Annotated in this window: 15 protein-coding genes; 12 read left to right on the plus strand and 3 right to left on the minus strand. The window is 65.8% G+C overall.

What is annotated here, in order from left to right; all coding sequences use genetic code 11:
* The first annotated feature begins 14 nt into the window (after nt 1–14).
* The 5 genes from AC1Q7Q_RS02865 (at nt 15) to AC1Q7Q_RS02885 (ending at nt 5683) form a co-directional block, all read left to right on the plus strand.
* Nucleotides 15–881, plus strand: a complete 867-nt coding sequence (locus AC1Q7Q_RS02865) for a branched-chain amino acid ABC transporter permease (RefSeq protein ID WP_150987739.1) — start codon at nt 15–17, stop codon at nt 879–881.
* A 58-nt stretch (nt 882–939) separates the two neighbouring features.
* On the plus strand, nt 940–1911 hold the full coding sequence (locus AC1Q7Q_RS02870; RefSeq protein ID WP_492372842.1) for a branched-chain amino acid ABC transporter permease: 972 nt from the start codon (nt 940–942) through the stop codon (nt 1909–1911).
* The gene (locus AC1Q7Q_RS02875) at nt 1908–2738 is read left to right on the plus strand and encodes an ABC transporter ATP-binding protein (protein ID WP_492372783.1); all 831 of its coding nucleotides are present in this window, start codon (nt 1908–1910) and stop codon (nt 2736–2738) included. The genes AC1Q7Q_RS02870 and AC1Q7Q_RS02875 overlap by 4 nt, the downstream gene beginning before the upstream one ends.
* Entirely contained in the window at nt 2735–3454 is a 720-nt protein-coding gene (locus AC1Q7Q_RS02880) for an ABC transporter ATP-binding protein (protein ID WP_492372784.1), read from the plus strand. The genes AC1Q7Q_RS02875 and AC1Q7Q_RS02880 overlap by 4 nt, the downstream gene beginning before the upstream one ends.
* A gap of 330 nt (nt 3455–3784) precedes the next feature.
* The gene (locus AC1Q7Q_RS02885; RefSeq protein WP_492372785.1) at nt 3785–5683 is read left to right on the plus strand and encodes a potassium transporter Kup; all 1899 of its coding nucleotides are present in this window, start codon (nt 3785–3787) and stop codon (nt 5681–5683) included.
* 118 nt (nt 5684–5801) lie between these two features.
* On the opposite strand, the gene AC1Q7Q_RS02890 is transcribed toward AC1Q7Q_RS02885, so the two are convergent.
* A complete protein-coding gene (locus AC1Q7Q_RS02890) occupies nt 5802–8171 on the minus strand; it encodes a Tex family protein (RefSeq protein WP_492372786.1) in 2370 nt (789 codons plus the stop codon).
* Between the two features lie 201 nt (nt 8172–8372).
* Here AC1Q7Q_RS02890 and AC1Q7Q_RS02895 point away from each other — a divergent pair, with 201 nt between their 5' ends.
* The 3 genes from AC1Q7Q_RS02895 to yoaA all read left to right on the plus strand — a co-directional run bounded on the left by AC1Q7Q_RS02895 (nt 8373) and on the right by yoaA (nt 11788).
* Nucleotides 8373–9185, plus strand: a complete 813-nt coding sequence (locus AC1Q7Q_RS02895; protein ID WP_492372787.1) for a hypothetical protein — start codon at nt 8373–8375, stop codon at nt 9183–9185.
* Nucleotides 9186–9330: 145 nt separating this feature from the next.
* Nucleotides 9331–9534 (plus strand): DUF465 domain-containing protein, encoded by a 204-nt coding sequence (locus AC1Q7Q_RS02900; RefSeq protein WP_150987726.1) that lies wholly within the window; start codon nt 9331–9333, stop codon nt 9532–9534.
* 76 nt (nt 9535–9610) lie between these two features.
* Entirely contained in the window at nt 9611–11788 is a 2178-nt protein-coding gene (gene yoaA, locus AC1Q7Q_RS02905; protein ID WP_492372843.1) for a DNA repair helicase YoaA, read from the plus strand.
* 92 nt (nt 11789–11880) lie between these two features.
* On the opposite strand, the gene AC1Q7Q_RS02910 is transcribed toward yoaA, so the two are convergent.
* Nucleotides 11881–12711, minus strand: a complete 831-nt coding sequence (locus AC1Q7Q_RS02910; RefSeq protein ID WP_183031633.1) for an outer membrane protein assembly factor BamD — start codon at nt 12709–12711, stop codon at nt 11881–11883.
* Between AC1Q7Q_RS02910 and AC1Q7Q_RS02915 the strand changes: the two genes are divergently transcribed.
* Together AC1Q7Q_RS02915 and pgeF are read left to right on the plus strand one after the other, a co-directional pair.
* Nucleotides 12635–13945 (plus strand): RluA family pseudouridine synthase, encoded by a 1311-nt coding sequence (locus AC1Q7Q_RS02915; protein ID WP_492372788.1) that lies wholly within the window; start codon nt 12635–12637, stop codon nt 13943–13945. The two genes, AC1Q7Q_RS02910 and AC1Q7Q_RS02915, sit on opposite strands and share 77 nt — an antisense overlap.
* A complete protein-coding gene (gene pgeF, locus AC1Q7Q_RS02920; RefSeq protein WP_492372789.1) occupies nt 13935–14726 on the plus strand; it encodes a peptidoglycan editing factor PgeF in 792 nt (263 codons plus the stop codon). The genes AC1Q7Q_RS02915 and pgeF overlap by 11 nt, the downstream gene beginning before the upstream one ends.
* Nucleotides 14727–14739: 13 nt before the next feature.
* Here pgeF and AC1Q7Q_RS02925 read toward each other — a convergent pair whose 3' ends face one another.
* Nucleotides 14740–15000 carry a hypothetical protein gene (locus AC1Q7Q_RS02925; protein ID WP_492372790.1) on the minus strand — a complete coding sequence of 87 codons (261 nt, stop codon included), beginning with the start codon at nt 14998–15000 and terminating at the stop codon, nt 14740–14742.
* Between the two features lie 372 nt (nt 15001–15372).
* Between AC1Q7Q_RS02925 and phaC the strand changes: the two genes are divergently transcribed.
* Together phaC and AC1Q7Q_RS02935 are read left to right on the plus strand one after the other, a co-directional pair.
* Nucleotides 15373–17166: a class I poly(R)-hydroxyalkanoic acid synthase gene (gene phaC / locus AC1Q7Q_RS02930; protein ID WP_492372791.1), complete on the plus strand. Its 1794-nt coding sequence runs from the start codon at nt 15373–15375 to the stop codon at nt 17164–17166.
* Nucleotides 17167–17242: 76 nt separating this feature from the next.
* Nucleotides 17243–18424: an acetyl-CoA C-acetyltransferase gene (locus AC1Q7Q_RS02935; RefSeq protein WP_043345333.1), complete on the plus strand. Its 1182-nt coding sequence runs from the start codon at nt 17243–17245 to the stop codon at nt 18422–18424.
* The last annotated feature ends 47 nt before the right edge of the window (nt 18425–18471 follow it).

The following is an 18471-nucleotide window of genomic DNA, read 5'->3' on the forward strand; positions in this document are numbered from 1 at the left end:
CCGCATGGATATCCATGGATATCGTTTCCTTCTTCATTCAGTGCCTCAATAGCATCCAGTACGGCCTATTGCTCTTTCTTGTCGCGAGCGGCCTGACGTTGATCTTCGGCATCATGGGCGTGATCAACCTCGCCCACGGCAGCTTCTACATGCTGGGCGCCTACCTGGCTTTCACGCTGGCCGGGCTGACCGGCAGCCTGCTGATCGCCATTCCGCTGGGCATCGTGCTGGCGGTGGCGTTCGGCTACGTGCTGGAATGGGTGTTCTTCAGCTATCTCTACGAGCGCGAGCATCTGCAGCAGGTGCTGATGACCTACGGGCTCATCCTTGTGTTCGAGGAACTGCGCAGCATCCTGGTGGACGACGACGTACATGGCGTGACCGTGCCGGCCATGCTCGACTGGGCCCTGCCGATCGGCAATGACATGACCTATCCGGTCTATCGCCTGTTTATCTCCGCGATCTGCCTGCTGGTGGCCGCGGCCATGTACCTGGTCATCCGCCGCACGCGCCTTGGCATGATGATTCGCGCCGGCGCCACCAATCGCGAGATGGTGCAGTCGCTGGGCATCAACGTCACGGTGCTGTACCGCTTCGTGTTTGCGCTGGGCGTGGCCCTGGCGGTGCTGGCCGGCATGATCGCCGCGCCGGTGTCCTCGGTCTATCCGGGCATGGGCAGCCAGGTGCTGATCGTGTGCTTCGTGGTGGTGGTGATCGGTGGCATCGGCTCGGTCAAGGGGGCCATGGTGGCCTCGCTGCTGCTGGGTTTCGTCGATACGTTCGGCAAGGTGTTCTGGCAGGAGGCCTCCGGCGTGCTGGTCTACCTGCTGATGGCACTCATCCTGCTCTGGAAACCCCAGGGCTTGTTCAAGGCGGGGTAGGGATATGCCAAGCGATACCAATGCATTGGAGGGGCCGGCGCGCGCGCGCAGCCAGCCCATGCCCTGGCTGGGCGGCCTGGGCTGGCTGGCCGCGTTTGCGGTGCTGGCGGTGCTGCCGCTACTGCTGAACTCGGACGGGCAGCGTTTTTACATCGAGCTGGTCAGCAAGGTCATGATCATGGCCATCTTCGCGCTGTCGCTGCAGTTGCTGATCGGCTACACCGGGCTGGTCAGCCTGGGCCATGCGGCTTACTTTGCCATGGCCGCCTACGCCACCGCGATGATGGCGCCGCAGGCCGGTCCGGGCAACGGCTGGCTTTTGCTGATGGGCGCGCTTGGCGCGGCCGCGCTGCTGGCGCTGGTGGTGGGCGCGCTGGTGCTGCGCACGCGTGGCATCTATTTCATCATGGTCACGCTGGCATTCGCGCAGATGGTGTATTTCGTCTTTCACGACACCAAGATCGCGGGCGGCAGCGACGGTACCTATATCTATTTCCGACCGGAGTTCGGCTTGTTGGGGGCGCACCCGTTCGACGTCAACGACGTCACGCATTTCTACTGGCTGGTGCTTGGCGCGCTGGTGCTCACGGTGGCCGGGCTGGCGGTGGTGCTGCGCTCGCGCTTCGGCCATGCGCTGGTGGGCATCAAGCATAACGAGCAGCGCATGCGTGCTGCCGGTTATGCCACCTATCGCTACCAGCTTGGCGCCTTCGTGGTGGCCGGCACCTTTGCCGGCCTGGCCGGCTACCTGTATGCCATCCAGTACGGCTTCGTCAATCCGGAGATCGCATCCTGGCACCAGTCCGGCAACGCCATGCTGATGGTGATCCTGGGCGGGGCCGGCAGCCTGGCGGGCGCGGTGCTGGGGGCCTTCTCCTTCGTCTTGCTCGCGGAGTGGTTCAGCACGCTGACCAAGCACTGGCAGTTGCTGATGGGCGGCTTTGTCATCCTGGCGGTGGCTTTGCTGCCGCATGGGCTGATCAGCCTGGCCCGTGGTGCCGCGCGCCGGCGCCAAGGAGGATCACGATGAACGCACCTGTACCTGTCGTACCTGCGCCGGTCCTGTCGGCCCGCAAGCTGACTCGCCGCTTTGGCGGCCTCACCGCGGTGGGCGACGTGGACCTGGACCTGGCCTTGCATGAGATCCACGCGGTGATCGGCACCAATGGCGCGGGCAAGTCCACGCTGATCAATATGTTGTCGGGCGAGCTGCCGCCATCGTCTGGCGCGCTGCAATTGCAGGGGCGCGACGTGACCGGCTGGTCGCAGCCGCGCCTGGCGCGCGAAGGCGTGGGCCGCAGCTACCAGCGCAACAATATCTTCCTGCCGCTGACGGTGCGCGAGAACTGCCGCCTGGCGGCACAGTCGCGCGCGCAGCGGGCCTGGCGACTGTGGGAGGGCGCGCAGCGATGCCGCACCAGCCGCGCGCTGGGCGACGAAGCCTTGGAGTGCGCCGGCCTGGCAGGCTGCGCGGATACCGTTGCCACGGCGCTGTCGCATGGCCAGAAGCGCCAGCTCGAGGTGGCGATGTGCCTGGCCACCCAGCCCACCGTGCTGCTGCTGGATGAGCCTTTGGCCGGCATGGGCGCGGAGGAGTCGGCACGCATGCTTGCGCTGCTGCGTTCGCTGCGCGATGGCCACGCGGTGCTGCTGGTCGAGCACGACATGGAGGCGGTGTTCTCCGTGGCGGACCGGATCACGGTGATGGTCAACGGCACTGTGATCGCCTCTGGCGATCCCGAAGCGATCCGCGTCAATCGCGAAGTCCAGCAGGCTTACCTGGGCGAGGAGGCTGAGAAGGACGAGGAGGGGGCAGCCTCCCACCAGGCGGCCCTGCATAGGGAGCAGGCAGCATGAGCGCGCCAAGCGAGATGATTGCCGCACGCGGCGTCCATGCCTGGTATGGCAGCAGCCACGTCCTGCGCGGGATCGATTTCAGCGTTGGCACGGGCGAGACCGTGGGCTTGCTGGGGCGCAACGGCATGGGCAAGAGCACGCTGCTGCGTACTCTCCTGGGCCATGTGCGGCAGCGCGAGGGCACCATCCTCGCCGGCGGGCGCGACGTCTCCCGTGCGCAGCCGTATGAAGTGGCACGCCTGGGCGTGGCCTATGTGCCCGAAGGGCGGGGCATCTTCCCCAATCTCTCTGTGCGCGAGAACCTCTTGATGGCGGCGCGCAAAGGGCCGTCTGGCCGGATGGACTGGGACGAGGCAAGGGTGCTGGACCAGTTCCCGCGCCTCAAGGAGCGCCTTGGCCACGGTGGGCAGCAACTGTCCGGCGGCGAGCAGCAGATGCTGTCTATCGGACGGGCCTTGATGACCAACCCGGACTGCCTGATCCTCGATGAGGCGACCGAAGGCCTGGCGCCACGCATTGTCGCCGAGATCTGGCAGGTCATTGCCACCGTGCGCGCCACCGGCATTGCATCCGTGGTGGTGGATCGCAACTACCGCACGGTGCTGGCCAATGCCGATCGCGTGGTGGTGCTGGAGAAGGGCATGGTCGTCATGAACGGGCCTGCGGCCGAACTGGCGGTGCAACCCGGCTTGCTGGATCGCTATCTTGGCGTTTGATCCGCACACGATCCATGTTCAATTGTGACTAAATGTGCACAGTTTGTGGCGGTGCAGCAACGTGCGTATCCCCCTATTCGTGGGCGATTTGGTGGTCCACCCCGCGCAAGCGCTTGACCGGGCGGGACTTCCCTCGCATGCTTGCCACGTCACCAGCACGAGGCAGGTTCCTCAAGGCGGGATGCTCCCTAGTGGTCGTCACCCGGCACTTCATCTAGAATGGCGCGCGTTTGTGCAATGCAATAGCGGCGCGGTGCCGTTGCGCCATCTCAGGCGCACATATCCGTGCGCCGATGCCGTTGCGCGAGCCTTTCAACCTTACCCTTATCCATGACCCAGCCCGCATCCAGTCATTATTTCGTCGAAAGTCCCAGCAAGCGTGCGCTGGTGATCGGGGCGATCGGCGTCGTCTTCGGCGATATCGGTACCAGCCCGTTGTACGCCCTGAAGGAGTGCTTCAGCACCGAGCACGGCATCCCATTTAGCGACGCCGCCGTCATGGGGATCATCTCCATGTTGTTCTGGGCGATGATCATCGTGGTTTCGCTCAAGTACGTGATGTTCGTCATGCGCGCCGATAACGACGGCGAGGGCGGCATCCTGGCCCTGATGGCGCTGGCGCTGCGTACCGCGGCACCGCGCTCGCGCATGGCAAAGCTGCTGATGATGTTCGGCATCTTCGGCGCCTGCATGTTCTATGGCGATGCGGTGATCACCCCGGCGATCTCGGTCCTGTCCGCGGTGGAGGGCCTGGAGATCGCCGCGCCCGGGCTGTCGCACTTCGTCATACCGATCACGCTGGTGATCCTGGTGGCCTTGTTCATGATCCAGCGCAGCGGCACCGCCGCGGTGGGCAAGCTGTTCGGGCCCATCATGATGGTGTGGTTCGCCGCGCTAGGCGCGCTGGGCGCCTACCACATGATGCATGTGCCCTCGATCCTGATGGCGGTCAACCCGTACTACGCGGTCACCTTCCTGATGGAGCATTCGCTGCAGGCCTTTGTGGTGCTTGGCTCGGTGTTCCTGGTGCTGACCGGCGCGGAAGCGCTGTACGCCGATATGGGTCACTTTGGCATCCGGCCGATCCGCACGGGCTGGTTCGCGGTGGTGATGCCTTGCCTGATGCTGAACTACTTCGGCCAGGGCGCGATGCTGCTGCAGAACCCCGAAGCCATCAGCAACCCGTTTTACCTGATGGTGCCGCAACCCTTGCTGCTGCCGATGGTGTTGCTGGCCACCTTTGCCACGGTGATCGCCTCGCAGGCTGTCATCTCCGGTGCTTTCTCGCTGACCAGCCAGGCTATCCAGCTGGGCTTTGTGCCGCGCATGCGCATCCGCTATACCTCGGACGCTGAAATCGGCCAGATCTACCTGCCGGTCATCAACTGGCTCCTGCTGGTGCTGGTGGTGATCGTGGTGGTGGCCTTCAAGAAGTCCGACAACCTGGCGGCCGCCTACGGTATCGCGGTGACGACCACCATGGTGATCACCACGTTCCTGGCCGCCGTGGTCATGCGCAACGTCTGGAAGTGGAACCCGATCCTGGTGACCCTGATCGGCCTGACCTTCCTGCTGGTTGACCTGGCGTTTTTCTCGGCCAACCTGCTCAAGATCGCCGAGGGCGGCTGGTTCCCGCTGCTGATGGGCGGCACCGCCTTCTTCCTGCTGATGACCTGGCACAGCGGGCGCAAGCTGCTGCGCGCACGCAGCCTGGAAGATGGCATTCCGCTCGAGCCGTTTATCGGTGGCCTGCTGGCGCACCCGCCGCATCGGGTCGAAGGCACGGCCGTGTTCCTGACCGGCAACACCGAGTCCGTACCGGTTTCGCTGCTTCACAACCTCAAGCACAACCGCGTGCTGCATGAGCGCGTGGTGTTCCTGAGCTTTGTCACGCGCGACGTGCCCTATGTGGACGATGACCATCGCCTGACCTGCAAGGATCTTGGCGGCGGCGTGTTCATCCTCAAGTCCGAGTACGGCTTCAAGGAAACGCCGGATGTGCAGCGGGTGCTGGATCTGGCCCAGCGCAAGCTCAACATGCAGTTCGAGCTGATGGAAACCTCATTCTTCATCGCCCGCGAATCGGTGATTCCGTCGAAGCTGCCGGGCATGTCGATGTGGCGTGAAAGCCTGTTCGCGTGGATGCATCAGAACGGTGCCAAGCCCTCGGACTTCTTCCAGATTCCAGCCAACCGTGTAGTTGAGCTTGGAACCAAGGTGGAAATCTGACGGCACCCCCCGGCTCGCATGCCGCAGTAGCGGCTGGGATAGCCTCACTGGCCCGCAGAAAGTAAAAAAGCCCCTGTGCACATGGCACAGGGGCTTTTTTACGTCGGTCCCGCGAGGCTCAGCGCTTGAGCTTGGCGAAGGCTGCCGCCATGGCGCCTGACGGTTCATCGCGGCGCTGATTGCCGCCGAACCCCTTGCCCTGGCCGGGCCGCTGGCCCTGACCCTGGCGCGGCGCGTTGCCGCGGTCGGTCTGGCCCGCGCGGACCGGGCCCTGGCCGGGCTCGTCGTCCAGCCGCATGGTCAGGCCAATGCGGTTGCGCTTGACGTCCACCTCCATCACCTTGACCTTGACGATCTGGCCAGCCTTGACCGCCTCGTGCGCATCCTTGATGAACTTGGTGGACAGGGCGGAGATATGGACCAGTCCGTCCTGATGCACGCCGATATCGACGAACGCGCCAAACGCGGCAACGTTGGTGACCACGCCTTCGAGCACCATGCCCGGCTGCAGGTGCTTGATGTCTTCCACGCCGTCCTGGAAGGTGGCGGTCTTGAACTCGGGGCGCGGGTCGCGGCCGGGCTTTTCCAGTTCGGACAGGATGTCGCGCACGGTCGGCAGGCCGAAGGTCTCATCCGTGAAGGATGTCGGCGAGAGGCCACGCAGCGCTTCGCGATTGCCCATCACTTCCGGCAGGCCCTTCTTGATCTGGTCGAGGATCCGCTTGACCACCGGGTAGGCTTCCGGGTGGACCGAGGAGCGGTCCAGCGGGTTGTCGCCATCGTTGACGCGCAGGAAGCCCGCGGCCTGCTCGAACGTCTTGTCACCCAGTCGCGGCACCTTCTTCAGCGCAGCGCGATTGGGGAAGGCCCCGTTGGCATCGCGGTACTCGACGATATTGCGCGCCAGCACCGTGTTCAGGCCGGACACGCGGGCCAGCAGCGGGGCCGAGGCGGTATTCACGTCCACGCCCACGGCGTTCACGCAATCCTCCACCACGGCGTCCAGCGCGCGGGCCAGCTCGCGCTGGTTCACGTCATGCTGGTACTGGCCCACGCCGATCGACTTGGGATCGATCTTGACGAGTTCCGCCAGCGGATCCTGCAGGCGCCGCGCAATCGAGACCGCGCCGCGAATCGACACGTCGAGGTCCGGGAATTCCTTGGCGGCCAGCTCCGATGCCGAGTACACCGAGGCGCCGGCTTCGCTGACCACGATCTTGGTCAGCTTGGCTTCGGGCAATGCCTTCATCAGGTCCAGCACCAGCTTGTCGGTTTCGCGGCTGGCGGTGCCGTTGCCGATCGAAACCAGCATGACATTGTGCTGCTTGGCCATGCGCGCCAGCGTGGCGAGCGAGCCGTTCCAGTCGCGGCGCGGCTCGTGCGGGTAGATGGTGGCGGTGTCGATCAGCTTGCCGGTGGCGTCGACCACGGCCACCTTGCAGCCGGTGCGGATGCCCGGGTCGATGCCCATCACGGACTTCGGACCCGCCGGAGCGGCCAACAGCAGTTCGTGCAGGTTGCGGCCGAACACCTTGATGGCTTCACTTTCCGCGGTTTCACGCAGCTGGGTCAGCAGCTCGGTTTCCAGGTGCGGCTGCACCTTGACGCGCCAGCACCAGCGGCAGACATCGGCCAGCCACTTGTCAGCCGGGCGGTTCTGGTTCTGGATGCCGACATGGCGCGCGATCATGCCTTCGCACGGGTGCGGCACCATCGCGTCCTGTTCCTCGCCCAGGCCGAGCTTGACCATCAGCACGCCCGCATTGCGGCCGCGGAACAGCGCCAGCGCGCGGTGGGACGGAATGGTGCGAATGGTTTCGCTGTATTCGTAGTAATCGCGGAATTTCTCTTCTTCCGCGCCTTCCTTGCCTTCCATCACAGAGGAGGTGACCAGGCCATGGCTCCACAGGTGCTCGCGTACTTTGCCGAGCAGCTCGGCGGTTTCGCCAAACTGTTCCGACAGGATGTCGCGCGCGCCATCCAGCGCGGCCTTGACGTCCGGCACGCCGCCCTCGGCGGTGGGGTTGCCGTTGACGTACTTGGCGGCCTCGGCCTGCGGGTCCAGCGTGGGGTCGGCCAGCAGCGCCAGCGCCAGCGGTTCCAGCCCGCATTCGCGCGCGATCTGGGCGCGGGTGCGGCGTTTGGGCTTGTAGGGCAGGTAAAGGTCTTCCAGGACCTGCTTGGTCTCCGCGCCTTCGACGGCTGCGCGCAGCTCGGGCGTCAGCTTGCCCTGTTCCTCGATCGAGGCGAGGATGGTGGCGCGGCGCTCTTCCATCTCGCGCAGATAGAGCAGGCGTTCTTCCAGATTACGCAGATGCGTGTCGTCCAGGTTGCCGGTCACTTCCTTACGGTAGCGCGCAATGAACGGCACGGTCGCGCCTTCGTCGAGCAGTTCTACGGCCGCCGCCACCTGGCGGGGTTGGACGGACAGTTCGGCCGCGATGAGCGACACGATCTTTTGCATGACGGAAGCTGGCAGAGTGGACATCAGGAAAACAGTCGGTCGAAAGCGGGGCATTTTGCCACAAGCTTGCCGCCACGCGGCGAGGCGCTTGGGAGTGGGGCTGCCTGCGTGGCCCCGGGGTGCCCGCGGGGGCGGGGGCGCCGCGCCGGGATGCCGGCCTGCCCGTATGTCAACAAGCGTGGCAACAAGCACGGCAACCGGCAGGGCGGATGTTAGAATCCAAGCATGATCGTCAAGCCACATCCGACCGCCCTTGCGGCCGCGTTCCCCGACCGCCTCGCCACTCCGGCTGTGCTCCGCGCGGCCCGCTTCCTGCCTGCGCAGGTGCGGCTTGCCGTGCTTGCCACTGGCCTGGCGGCGTTGTTCCTGCCAACGCTCGGCCAGGCGCAGGCGGCCCCTGGTGCCGCGCAGCCTCCTGCCGCTGCCGGCGCGGCGCAAACGCCGCCCCGGGATTTCGCCGCGGAGCGCAAGGCCATCAGCGACTCGCGCGCCTGGACCACCTATCGCTATGGCACGGCCGAGCACGATTGCTACAACAAGTTCTTTGTCACGCATTGCATCGACAAGGCCAAGGACGCGCAGCGTGCCGAGTTGCAGGTGCTGCGCAAGCGGGAGCTTGAGGTCGGTGACGCTGAGCGCGCATTCAAGGCGGCCGAGCGTGACCGGCAACAGGCGATCCAGCGCGCCCAGTACGAAGCGGAGCAGCCCAGCCGCGACGCCAACGAGCGCGCCAGCCGCGAAAGCTACGAGCGCAAGCAGCAAGAGCAGAAACTGCGCGATGCGCAGCATGAGGCCGATGCGCCGCAGCGCGCCGCCAATGCCCAGGCCTACGACAAGAAGCAGGCCGACTTCGATGCCCGCGTCAAGGCCGCCCAGGAGCAGGGCGCGCAGCAAGCCAAGCAGCGGCAGGAAAATGTCAAGGCTTACGAGCAAAAGCAGCGTGACGCCGAGCAACGGCAGAAAGACGTCGACGAGCGTCGTGCCAAGGCCAAGGAGCAGCAGGGTCAGGCGTCCGCGCCACGTCCCTTCGGTTTCTGAGCGGCTAAGCGCCGCGCCCACAGCCGGGGGCAATACCGGCGACAATAGCCGGTGCCAGACGTCGGCGCGATGCATCTGGCCGCGCCCACGTCATTTGCCGTACCGGCCCGCCGGCGCCCAGCGCCGGCTTTGAGCGGGGGAGCCCATGGACCGCAACCTGAATACCTTATCGCGACAGATCATGGAGTTGCAGATCGAGCATCGCGATCTCGATTACCTGATCGACCGCATGGCGGCTGATGCCGCGCACGATGAGCTGCAACTGCGCCGACTGAAAAAGCGCCGCCTCAAGCTCAAGGACGCGATTACCTTGCTACAGCTTCAGCTCGAGCCGGACGTGCCCGCCTGATTCCCCGATTCCCCTTGCCCCGGGCCGCTCTTGAAGTGGCTCGCCAAAAAGCCTCGCCTTGCCCGACTCCGAAGACCTGCCCGCCGCCAACGTAACGTCAGATCCGTCTGATCAAGCCGCTACGCCCGACACGCCTGACTCGCCCGAAGCACCGGCGGCCAGCGCTGCCGGGCCGTCCGGTACGGCGGCTTCGCACGCCGCTCAACTGGCCACTATCTTTGCCGAGACCGGGACACTGGCCACCGGCATCGAAGGCTATCGCCCGCGCGCGGCGCAAGAGCAGATGGCTGCCGCCGTGGCCGGGGCGATCGAGCGCGCAGACACGGTCATCGTCGAGGCCGGCACGGGCACGGGCAAGACCTTCGCCTACCTGGTTCCGGCCATGCTGTGGGGCGGCAAGGTGATCCTCTCCACCGGCACCAAGAACCTGCAGGACCAGCTTTTCCTTCGCGATATCCCCACGGTGCGTAAAGCGCTCAACGTGCCGGTGTCGGTGGCGCTGCTAAAGGGGCGGGCCAACTACCTCTGCCATTACCACCTGGAGCGGGCCGAGATCCAGGGCCGCCTGGCTTCGCGCCAGGATGCCGCCTGGCTGCGCGAGATCGCCCGCTTTGCCAAGGTCACGTCGTCGGGCGACAAGGGCGAGCTGGCGTCGGTGCCGGAAAACGCGCCGGTCTGGCAGCTGGTTACCTCGACCCGCGACAACTGCATGGGCACGGAGTGCCCGAGCTACAAAGAGTGCTTTGTGATGCGCGCCCGCAAGGAAGCACAGCAGGCGGACATCGTGGTAGTCAACCACCACCTGTTCTTTGCCGACGTGGTGCTGCGTGACACGGGCATGGCCGAGCTGCTGCCAGCGGCCAATACGGTGATCTTCGACGAAGCGCACCAGTTGCCCGATACGGCGACGCTATTCTTCGGCGAGAGCCTGTCCACCAGCCAGTTGCTGGAGCTGGCGCGGGACACCGTGGCCGAGGGCCTCTCGCACGCGCGGGACGCCGCCGACTGGGTGCGGATCGCGGCCCCCCTGGAGCGCGCCGCGCGGGACCTGCGCCTGGCCTTCACCCGGGACAATTCCCGCCTGGCGGTGAGCCAGATCGAGGCGGATCCCCGCATCGGCAAGCCATTCTTCGAGACGCTGGATGCGCTCGAAACCGCGCTGTCGGAATTCGTGACCCTGCTGGAAAGCCAGGCCGAACGCGCCGAGTCATTGGAGCAGTGCCATCGCCGCGCGGTGGAGCTCGACCAGCGCCTGGCCGCCTGGCGCAACGATGCCAAGGCGGTGCCACCGCCCGCCGCAGTCGAGGGCGATGAAAAGTCCCCGGCCAGCGCGGCCTTCGGGCCGGAAACCGTGCGCTGGGTCGAGGTGTTCTCCCAGACCGTACAGTTGCACCGCACGCCACTGTCGATCGCGCCGATCTTCACGCGCCAGCGCGAAGGGCACCCTCGCGCCTGGATCTTCACCTCGGCTACGCTATCCGTGAAGGGCAATTTCACGCACTATGCGGCCCAGCTTGGTCTGGACAAAGACAAGTCGCTGACGTTGCCCAGTCCGTTCGACTACGCCACCCAGGGCCTGCTCTACGTGCCGCGCGACCTGCCGGCGCCGCAGTCGCCGCAGTTCACCGACGCCGTGGTGCAGACCGCGCTGCCGCTGATCGAGGCCGCCGGCGGCCGCGCTTTCCTGTTGTGCACCACGCTGCGGGCAGTGCAACGTGCCTCCGACCTGCTTTACGAGGCCTTTGCCGAACGCGGCCTGGAACTGCCCTTGCTGGTGCAGGGCCAGGCCAGCCGTACCGAATTGCTGGATCGCTTCCGCGAGCTTGGCAATGCGGTGCTGGTGGGCAGCCAGAGCTTCTGGGAAGGCGTCGACGTGCGCGGCGAGGCGCTCTCGCTGGTCATCATCGACAAGCTGCCGTTCGCCCCGCCCGACGACCCGGTGCTGGCGGCGCGCATGGAAGTACTGCAAAAGAAGGGCCTGAGCCCGTTCGCCGTGCATCAGCTGCCGCATGCCGTGATCACGCTCAAGCAGGGCGCGGGGCGGCTGATCCGCTCGGAATCCGACCGTGGCGTGCTGGTGATCTGCGATACCAGGCTGGTGGAGAAGCCCTACGGCCGCCAGATCTGGCAGAGCCTGCCGCCCTTCAAGCGCACGCGCGAGGCCGAGACGGTGGTGCACTTCCTGGAGTCGCTGCGCAATGGCGAAAGCGCGCCGGCGGCCGACGACGCCGCAGGGGAAGCCGCACCCGATTGACCGCCTGGCGCGGGCGGCGGCCAACAAACAAAAAACCCGATCTTCCGATCGGGTTTTTTGTTGCCAGCGCACTCAAGCGCGGTGCCTGACGTTCAGAACACTTCCCACCAGGACTTGTCCTTGCGGCGTTCCCCGTACTTGATGTAATCGCTGTTGGGGAAGTTCTTTTCCATCACGCGGGCGGTATCGTCGCGCAAGTCCTTCATGCCCAGCGAATCGTACGAGCGGATCATGATGTACAGCGCTTCCTCGTTGGCCGGTGCGCCGTCATAGTCCTTGAGCGCCTGCTGGGCCCGGTTTGCCGCAGCCAGGTAGGCGCCACGGCGGTAGTAGTAACGTGCCGCATGGACCTCGTGCTGGGCCAGCGAGTTCACGATGTATTGCATGCGCGCGGCAGCGTCCGTCGTGTACTTGCTGTCCGGGAAGCGCGTGACCAGCGTGTTGAAGGCGTCATAAGCAGCGCGCGCGGCCTTGGGGTCACGCTCGCTCAGGTCCTGACCGGAAAAACGGCCGAGCCAGCCCAAATTGTCATTGAAGTTGATCAGGCCCTTCAGGTAATAGGCATAATCCACGTTCGGGTGATTCGGATGCAACTGGATGAAGCGGTCGACCGAGGCAAGCGCGGCGGCGGTTTCGCCGTCCTTGTAGTTGGCGTAGGCGGTATCGATCTGTGCCTGCTGGGCGAAACGGCCGAAGGGATAACGTCCCTCAAGCTTCTCGTACAGCTTCACAGCTCGGGTAAAGTCGCCGGAATCTAGTGCGTCCTTGGCTTCCGAATATAATTTGTTAGCCGACCAGCCGGCAGTTTCGTCTGGTTGATCCGACAGCAGGCCGCACGCCGATAGCATGACGCAGCCGCCTGCGAGCAGAATCGCTCCAATTCTTGCGCGCCAGCTGGCGCGCTTCATGCTCATCAATTGCATGGGCAACGTATCCCGGATGAAAAATAGCGTCAAGCATTATAGCCCAAGCCCCTTGTCGGAAACCGCCGCCAAGGGCATCGAGCAGCAAGCTGCCGATTCAACCGACATCTTGAACGAGGTGGAGGACCTGGAAGACCTGACCGATGTGGCCGCGCTAGGCGGCCTGGAGGCAGGAGCGGAGGCATCTCCAATCGAATTGGAAATGCAGCCGGTAGAGATCGAAGTCGATGGTGCATCACACGGCGAGCGCCTCGACAAGTTGTTGGCACGCCACCTCAGCGGCTTCTCGCGCAGCCGCCTGCAGCAATGGATCGAGAACGGGGCGGTGCTGGTCGACGGCGAGGTGCGCCGCTCCAAGTCCTCCGTGCAGATGGGCGAACGCGTCGTGGTCCGTCCGCAGGCGGCGGCAGAATCGCGCGCCTTCGTGGCCGAAGACGTGCCGCTCAACGTCGTGTACGAGGACGCCACGCTGCTGGTCATCGACAAGCCCGCCGGCCTGGTGGTGCATCCTGCCGCCGGCAACTGGGGCGGCACGGTGCTAAACGGCCTGCTGCACCGCTACCCGGAGGCTGCAAGCCTGCCGCGCGCGGGCATCGTCCACCGGCTCGACAAGGAAACGTCGGGGCTGATGGTGGTGGCCCGCACGCTGACCGCCCAGACCGACCTGGTGCGCCAGCTGCAGGCGCGTACTGTCAAGCGCAGCTACCTGGCGCTGGTGTGGGGCGTGACGCCCGAGTCCGGCACGATCGATGCGCCGATCGGCCGTGATCCGCGCGAGCGGATCCGCATGGCGATCGTGCTCACCAACAGCGGCAAGCCCTCGCGCACCCATTTCCGTACCCTTGGCACGGTGCCGCTCGGGCGCGGCCATGTTTCCATGGTGATGTGCCAGCTCGAAACCGGCCGCACCCACCAGATTCGCGTCCACTTCGAGTCGATCGGCCATCCGATGGTGGGCGACCCGGTCTATCACCGCGCCGCCACCCAGCGCGGCCAGCGTCCGGCCATCAAGGCACCGCTGCCGGTGCCGCTGGCGCGCCAGGCGCTCCACGCCTTCCGGCTTGGGCTGGTGCACCCGGCCACCGGCAAGCTCGTATCTTGGGAAGCGCAGCCGCCCGATGACTTGCAGGCGCTGATCGAGGCGCTCGACTTTGACCGTGCCGACGACGAAGAGGAGGACGACGGCTGGACCGAAGGCGAGGACGGCGCATGGGAATACGGCGATGACGACTGAGGCGCCTTGGCTAGTCCCGGACTGGCCGGCTCCGGCGCGGGTGCGCGCGTTGTCCACCACCCGCCAGGGCGGCGTCAGCGAGGCCCCCTACGGCCTGGCTGACGGCAGCCCGGGCGGGCTGAACCTTGGCACCCATGTGGGCGACGAAGCCGCCGCGGTCGCGGCCAACCGCGCACGGCTGGCCGCGCGGCTGCCGGCCGTGCCCGGCTGGCTAGAGCAGGTGCATGGCTGCGCGATCGCCACCGAGGACCAGTTTGCCGCCGATGGCGTGGCTCCGCAGGCGGACGCCAGCATTGCCACGACCGCTGGCCGGGTCTGCGCCGTGATGACCGCCGATTGCCTGCCCGTGCTGCTGTGCGACCGTGCCGGCACCGTGGTTGGCGCCGCGCACGCCGGCTGGCGAGGGCTGTGTGGCGGCGTGATCGAGGCAACCCTGGCGCGTATGGGCAAGCAGGTTGGCGCGCAGGCGCAGTGGCTGGCCTGGCTCGGGCCGGCGATCGGCCCGGATGCCTTCGAGGTTGGCGCCGAAGTCCGGCAGGCGTTCCTGGCCCAGGCGCGGCCTGACGAGATGGCGCAGGTGGATCTTGCCTTCCGCGCCGGCGCAGGCGGCAAGTACTTCGCCGATATCTACACGCTGGCCCGCATCCGCCTGGCCCGCGCCGGCTGCACCGCGGTGTACGGCGGCAACGCCTGCACCGTTGGCGATGCGCAGCGCTTCTACTCCTACCGGCGCGACGGCGTCACAGGGCGCATGGCCAGCCTGGTCTGGCTGGCCGCCTGAAACTTTCCCAGCGTCAATCCCGGGCAGGCGGCTGTTCCTGTCCCGCGGATTCTGCAGGTTCCACGGAGCCGGAGGGCGCTTGCGCGCTCTTCGCCTGCCTCGCTTCCTCTGCCTTGCGCCGGCGCAGGCGCCCCGGGGTGCCCATGATGTACACGAGGATCGCCACGGGGAACAGGCCGTAAAAGACGAACGTGGCCAGTCCCGCGACCACGGTATGCTCGGTAATGGCCATCATCAGGACCACATACAGCCAACCGATTGCAACGATGTACATCAGGAAGTCATCCTTCTCGGGCAAGCTAGCCCCGTGGCCGGAGTGGCGCCAAAGGGAGGCTCGCAGGTTCGCGCTGAGCGCATTTTGCCGTTAGCGCCGGTCCGCGCATTTTTCCGCATTGACAGGCATAACATTGCAAGGCAACAATGGCCTCGAATGCACTGCAAGGCAGTGTGCTGGCAGGCATTCGCAGGCTCCGCCGGGACGTTCAGGTCCGCGGCGCGGCGTGTCCGGCAAGCATACCGCATGACGTCACCAGCCGAGGGCGTCAGCGCGGGCCGGTTCCGAGGCTGGCGGCGGGGGAGAGCCCCGCGGTGGTGGTACGCCGCCCAGCCAGCTTTCAAATAAGTGACGGCAGAGAGACGAAACATCATGGCAACCGGCAAAGGTGCGGCAGCTTCCACCAAGGAAGACAAGTCCCAACCGTTTTCATTTGCTTCGGGGCCATTTGATCCAGCGACATGGCTGGAATGGTCCCGTCAGGCACAGGCTAACGGTGCGACGACCCAGCAGGGCATGCCTGGCATGCCATTTATCCCCGGTTTCGAGGCATTGAAGGGTTCCGCCATGGCGGGCGTGAAAATCGCGCCCGATCAACTGGCCGACATCCAGCAACGCTACATGAAGGACTTCACCGCGCTCTGGCGAAGCATGGCCGAGGGCGGCGCCAATCCCGCCACGGCCCTGGCTGATCGCCGCTTTTCCGGCGATGCCTGGCGCAGCAGCGCGGCGTTTCACTACGCTGCCGCTTTCTACCTGATCAATGCGCGTGCCATGAATGAGCTGGCGGGCGCGGTCGAAGCCGATGCCAAGACCCGCCAGCGTATCCGTTTCGCGATCTCGCAATGGGTCGACGCCATGTCGCCGGCCAATTTCCTCGCCACCAATCCGGAGGCGCAGAAAAAGCTGATCGACTCCGGCGGCGAATCGCTGCGGGCCGGCGTGCGCAACATGCTCGACGACCTTGGCCGCGGCAAGATCTCGCAGACCGACGAATCCGCCTTCGAAGTGGGCCGCAACGTGGCCGTGACCGAGGGCGCGGTGGTCTACGAGAACGCCTATTTCCAGCTGCTTCAGTACAAGCCCGTCACCGACAAGGTGTTTGCGCGCCCGCTGCTGCTTGTGCCGCCTTGCATCAACAAGTACTACATCCTCGACCTGCAGCCGCAGACCTCGCTGGTGCACTACATGGTGGAGCAGGGCCATACCGTCTACATGGTTTCCTGGCGCAATCCGGATGCCTCGATGGCCGAGCTCAGCTGGGATGACTACATCGAACATGCCGCCATCCGCGCCATCGAAGTCACGCGCGAGATCAGCGGCCAGGACCAGATCAACGTGCTGGGCTTCTGCGTGGGCGGCACCATCGTCTCCACCGCGCTGGCGGTGCTGGCCAAGCGCGGCGAGCATCCCGCCGCCAGCCTGACGCTGCTGACCACGCTGCTCGATTTTGCCGATACCGGCGTGCTCGATGTGTTCGTCGACGAAGCCCACGTCAAGCTGCGTGAAAACACGCTGGGTGGCGCGGCGGGCACGCCCTGCGCGTTGCTGCGTGGCGTGGAACTGGCCAACACGTTCTCGTTCCTGCGTCCCAACGACCTGGTCTGGAACTATGTCGTCGACAACTACCTGAAGGGCAATACGCCGGTCCCGTTCGACCTGCTGTTCTGGAACGGCGACGCCACCAACCTGCCGGGCCCCTGGTATTGCTGGTACCTGCGCCATACCTACTTGCAGAACGAGCTCAAGGTGCCGGGCAAGCTGACCGTGTGCAACGCGCCGGTGGACCTGGGCAGCATCGACGTGCCAACTTACATCTATGGCTCGCGTGAAGACCACATCGTACCCTGGATGTCGGCCTATGCTTCCACCGCGTTGCTCAAGAACAAACTGCGTTTCGTGCTGGGCGCGTCGGGCCATATCGCCGGCGTGATCAACCCGCCGGCCAAGAAGAAGCGCAGCCACTGGACCAACGACAAGCTCCCGGCTTCGGCGCAGGAGTGGTTCGACGGCGCCGCCGAGCACGCCGGCAGCTGGTGGCCGGACTGGGCGGCCTGGCTGGCCAAGCACGCCGGCGCGCGCAAGGTGGCCCCCACCGACTACGGCAACAAGGATTACCGCGCGATCGAGCCGGCACCGGGCCGCTACGTCAAGGCGAAGGCATAGGATTTGTCCGGGCCGGCGCCCTGCGGGGCCGGCCTCTTTCACCCCTTATTTGCATCCAACTCGAGAGGACCTCCCAATGACTGACATTGTCATCGTATCCGCTGCCCGTACCGCGGTGGGCAAGTTCGGCGGCTCGCTCGCCAAGATTCCCGCGCCTGAGCTGGGCGCCATCGTCATCAAGGCTGCGCTTGAGCGTGCCGGCGTCAAGCCCGAGCAGGTCAGCGAAGTGATCATGGGCCAGGTACTGACGGCCGGCTCCGGCCAGAACCCGGCGCGCCAGGCAGCGCTGAAGGCTGGCCTGCCCGTGATGGTGCCGGCCATGACCATCAACAAGGTCTGCGGCTCCGGCCTGAAGGCCGTGATGCTGGCCGCCAACGCGATTGCCGCGGGCGATGCCGAGATCGTGGTGGCCGGTGGCCAGGAAAACATGAGCGCCGCGCCACACGTGCTGCCGGGCTCGCGCGATGGCTTCCGCATGGGCGACGCCAAGCTGATCGACAGCATGATCGTGGACGGCCTGTGGGACGTCTACAACCAGTACCACATGGGCGTCACCGCCGAGAACGTGGCCAAGGAATACGGCATCACGCGCGAAGCCCAGGACGCGTTCGCGGCCGGTTCGCAGAACAAGGCGGAAGCCGCGCAGAAGGCCGGCAAGTTCGATGAAGAAATCGTGCCGGTGCCGATTCCCCAGCGCAAGGGCGACCCGGTGATGTTCGCCACCGATGAGTTCGTGCGCCACGGCGTCACGCAAGATGCGCTCGCTGGTCTCAAGCCGGCCTTCGACAAGGCTGGTTCCGTGACCGCTGCCAACGCCTCGGGCCTGAACGACGGCGCCGCCGCGGTGGTGGTCATGTCGGCGGCCAAGGCCAAGGAACTCGGCCTGACCCCGCTGGCCACGATCCGCGCCTACGGCACCGCCGGTGTCGATCCCAAGGTGATGGGCATGGGTCCGGTGCCTGCGTCCAAGCGCTGCCTGTCGCGCGCCGGATGGAGCGTGGAAGAGCTCGACCTGATGGAAATCAACGAAGCCTTCGCCGCCCAGGCCCTGGCCGTGCACAAGCAGATGGGCTGGGATACGTCCAAGGTCAACGTCAATGGCGGCGCCATTGCGATTGGCCACCCGATCGGTGCGTCGGGCTGCCGCATCCTGGTCACGCTGCTGCACGAAATGAAGCGCCGCGACGCCCACAAGGGCCTGGCCTCGCTGTGCATCGGCGGCGGCATGGGTGTGGCGCTGGCTGTGGAACGCAAGTGACGATTTGCCGGGCTTGCCGCAGCGAACAAGCGCGCAGGCCGGTCTGA

The organism is Cupriavidus sp. GW823-FHT07A04, assembly GCF_058794615.1.

Coding starts and splice junctions, on each gene's coding strand:
- AC1Q7Q_RS02880 (WP_492372784.1), top strand. CDS start 2,735: ATGAGCGCGCCAAGCGAGATGATTGCCGCACGCGGCGTCCATGCCTGG.
- AC1Q7Q_RS02895 (WP_492372787.1), top strand. CDS start 8,373: ATGATCGTCAAGCCACATCCGACCGCCCTTGCGGCCGCGTTCCCCGAC.
- AC1Q7Q_RS02915 (WP_492372788.1), top strand. CDS start 12,635: ATGACGCAGCCGCCTGCGAGCAGAATCGCTCCAATTCTTGCGCGCCAG.
- AC1Q7Q_RS02885 (WP_492372785.1), top strand. CDS start 3,785: ATGACCCAGCCCGCATCCAGTCATTATTTCGTCGAAAGTCCCAGCAAG.
- AC1Q7Q_RS02870 (WP_492372842.1), top strand. CDS start 940: ATGCCCTGGCTGGGCGGCCTGGGCTGGCTGGCCGCGTTTGCGGTGCTG.
- phaC (WP_492372791.1), top strand. CDS start 15,373: ATGGCAACCGGCAAAGGTGCGGCAGCTTCCACCAAGGAAGACAAGTCC.
- AC1Q7Q_RS02900 (WP_150987726.1), top strand. CDS start 9,331: ATGGACCGCAACCTGAATACCTTATCGCGACAGATCATGGAGTTGCAG.
- AC1Q7Q_RS02910 (WP_183031633.1), bottom strand. CDS start 12,711: ATGCAATTGATGAGCATGAAGCGCGCCAGCTGGCGCGCAAGAATTGGA.
- AC1Q7Q_RS02875 (WP_492372783.1), top strand. CDS start 1,908: ATGAACGCACCTGTACCTGTCGTACCTGCGCCGGTCCTGTCGGCCCGC.
- AC1Q7Q_RS02890 (WP_492372786.1), bottom strand. CDS start 8,171: ATGTCCACTCTGCCAGCTTCCGTCATGCAAAAGATCGTGTCGCTCATC.
- AC1Q7Q_RS02935 (WP_043345333.1), top strand. CDS start 17,243: ATGACTGACATTGTCATCGTATCCGCTGCCCGTACCGCGGTGGGCAAG.
- AC1Q7Q_RS02865 (WP_150987739.1), top strand. CDS start 15: ATGGATATCGTTTCCTTCTTCATTCAGTGCCTCAATAGCATCCAGTAC.
- pgeF (WP_492372789.1), top strand. CDS start 13,935: ATGACGACTGAGGCGCCTTGGCTAGTCCCGGACTGGCCGGCTCCGGCG.
- AC1Q7Q_RS02925 (WP_492372790.1), bottom strand. CDS start 15,000: ATGTACATCGTTGCAATCGGTTGGCTGTATGTGGTCCTGATGATGGCC.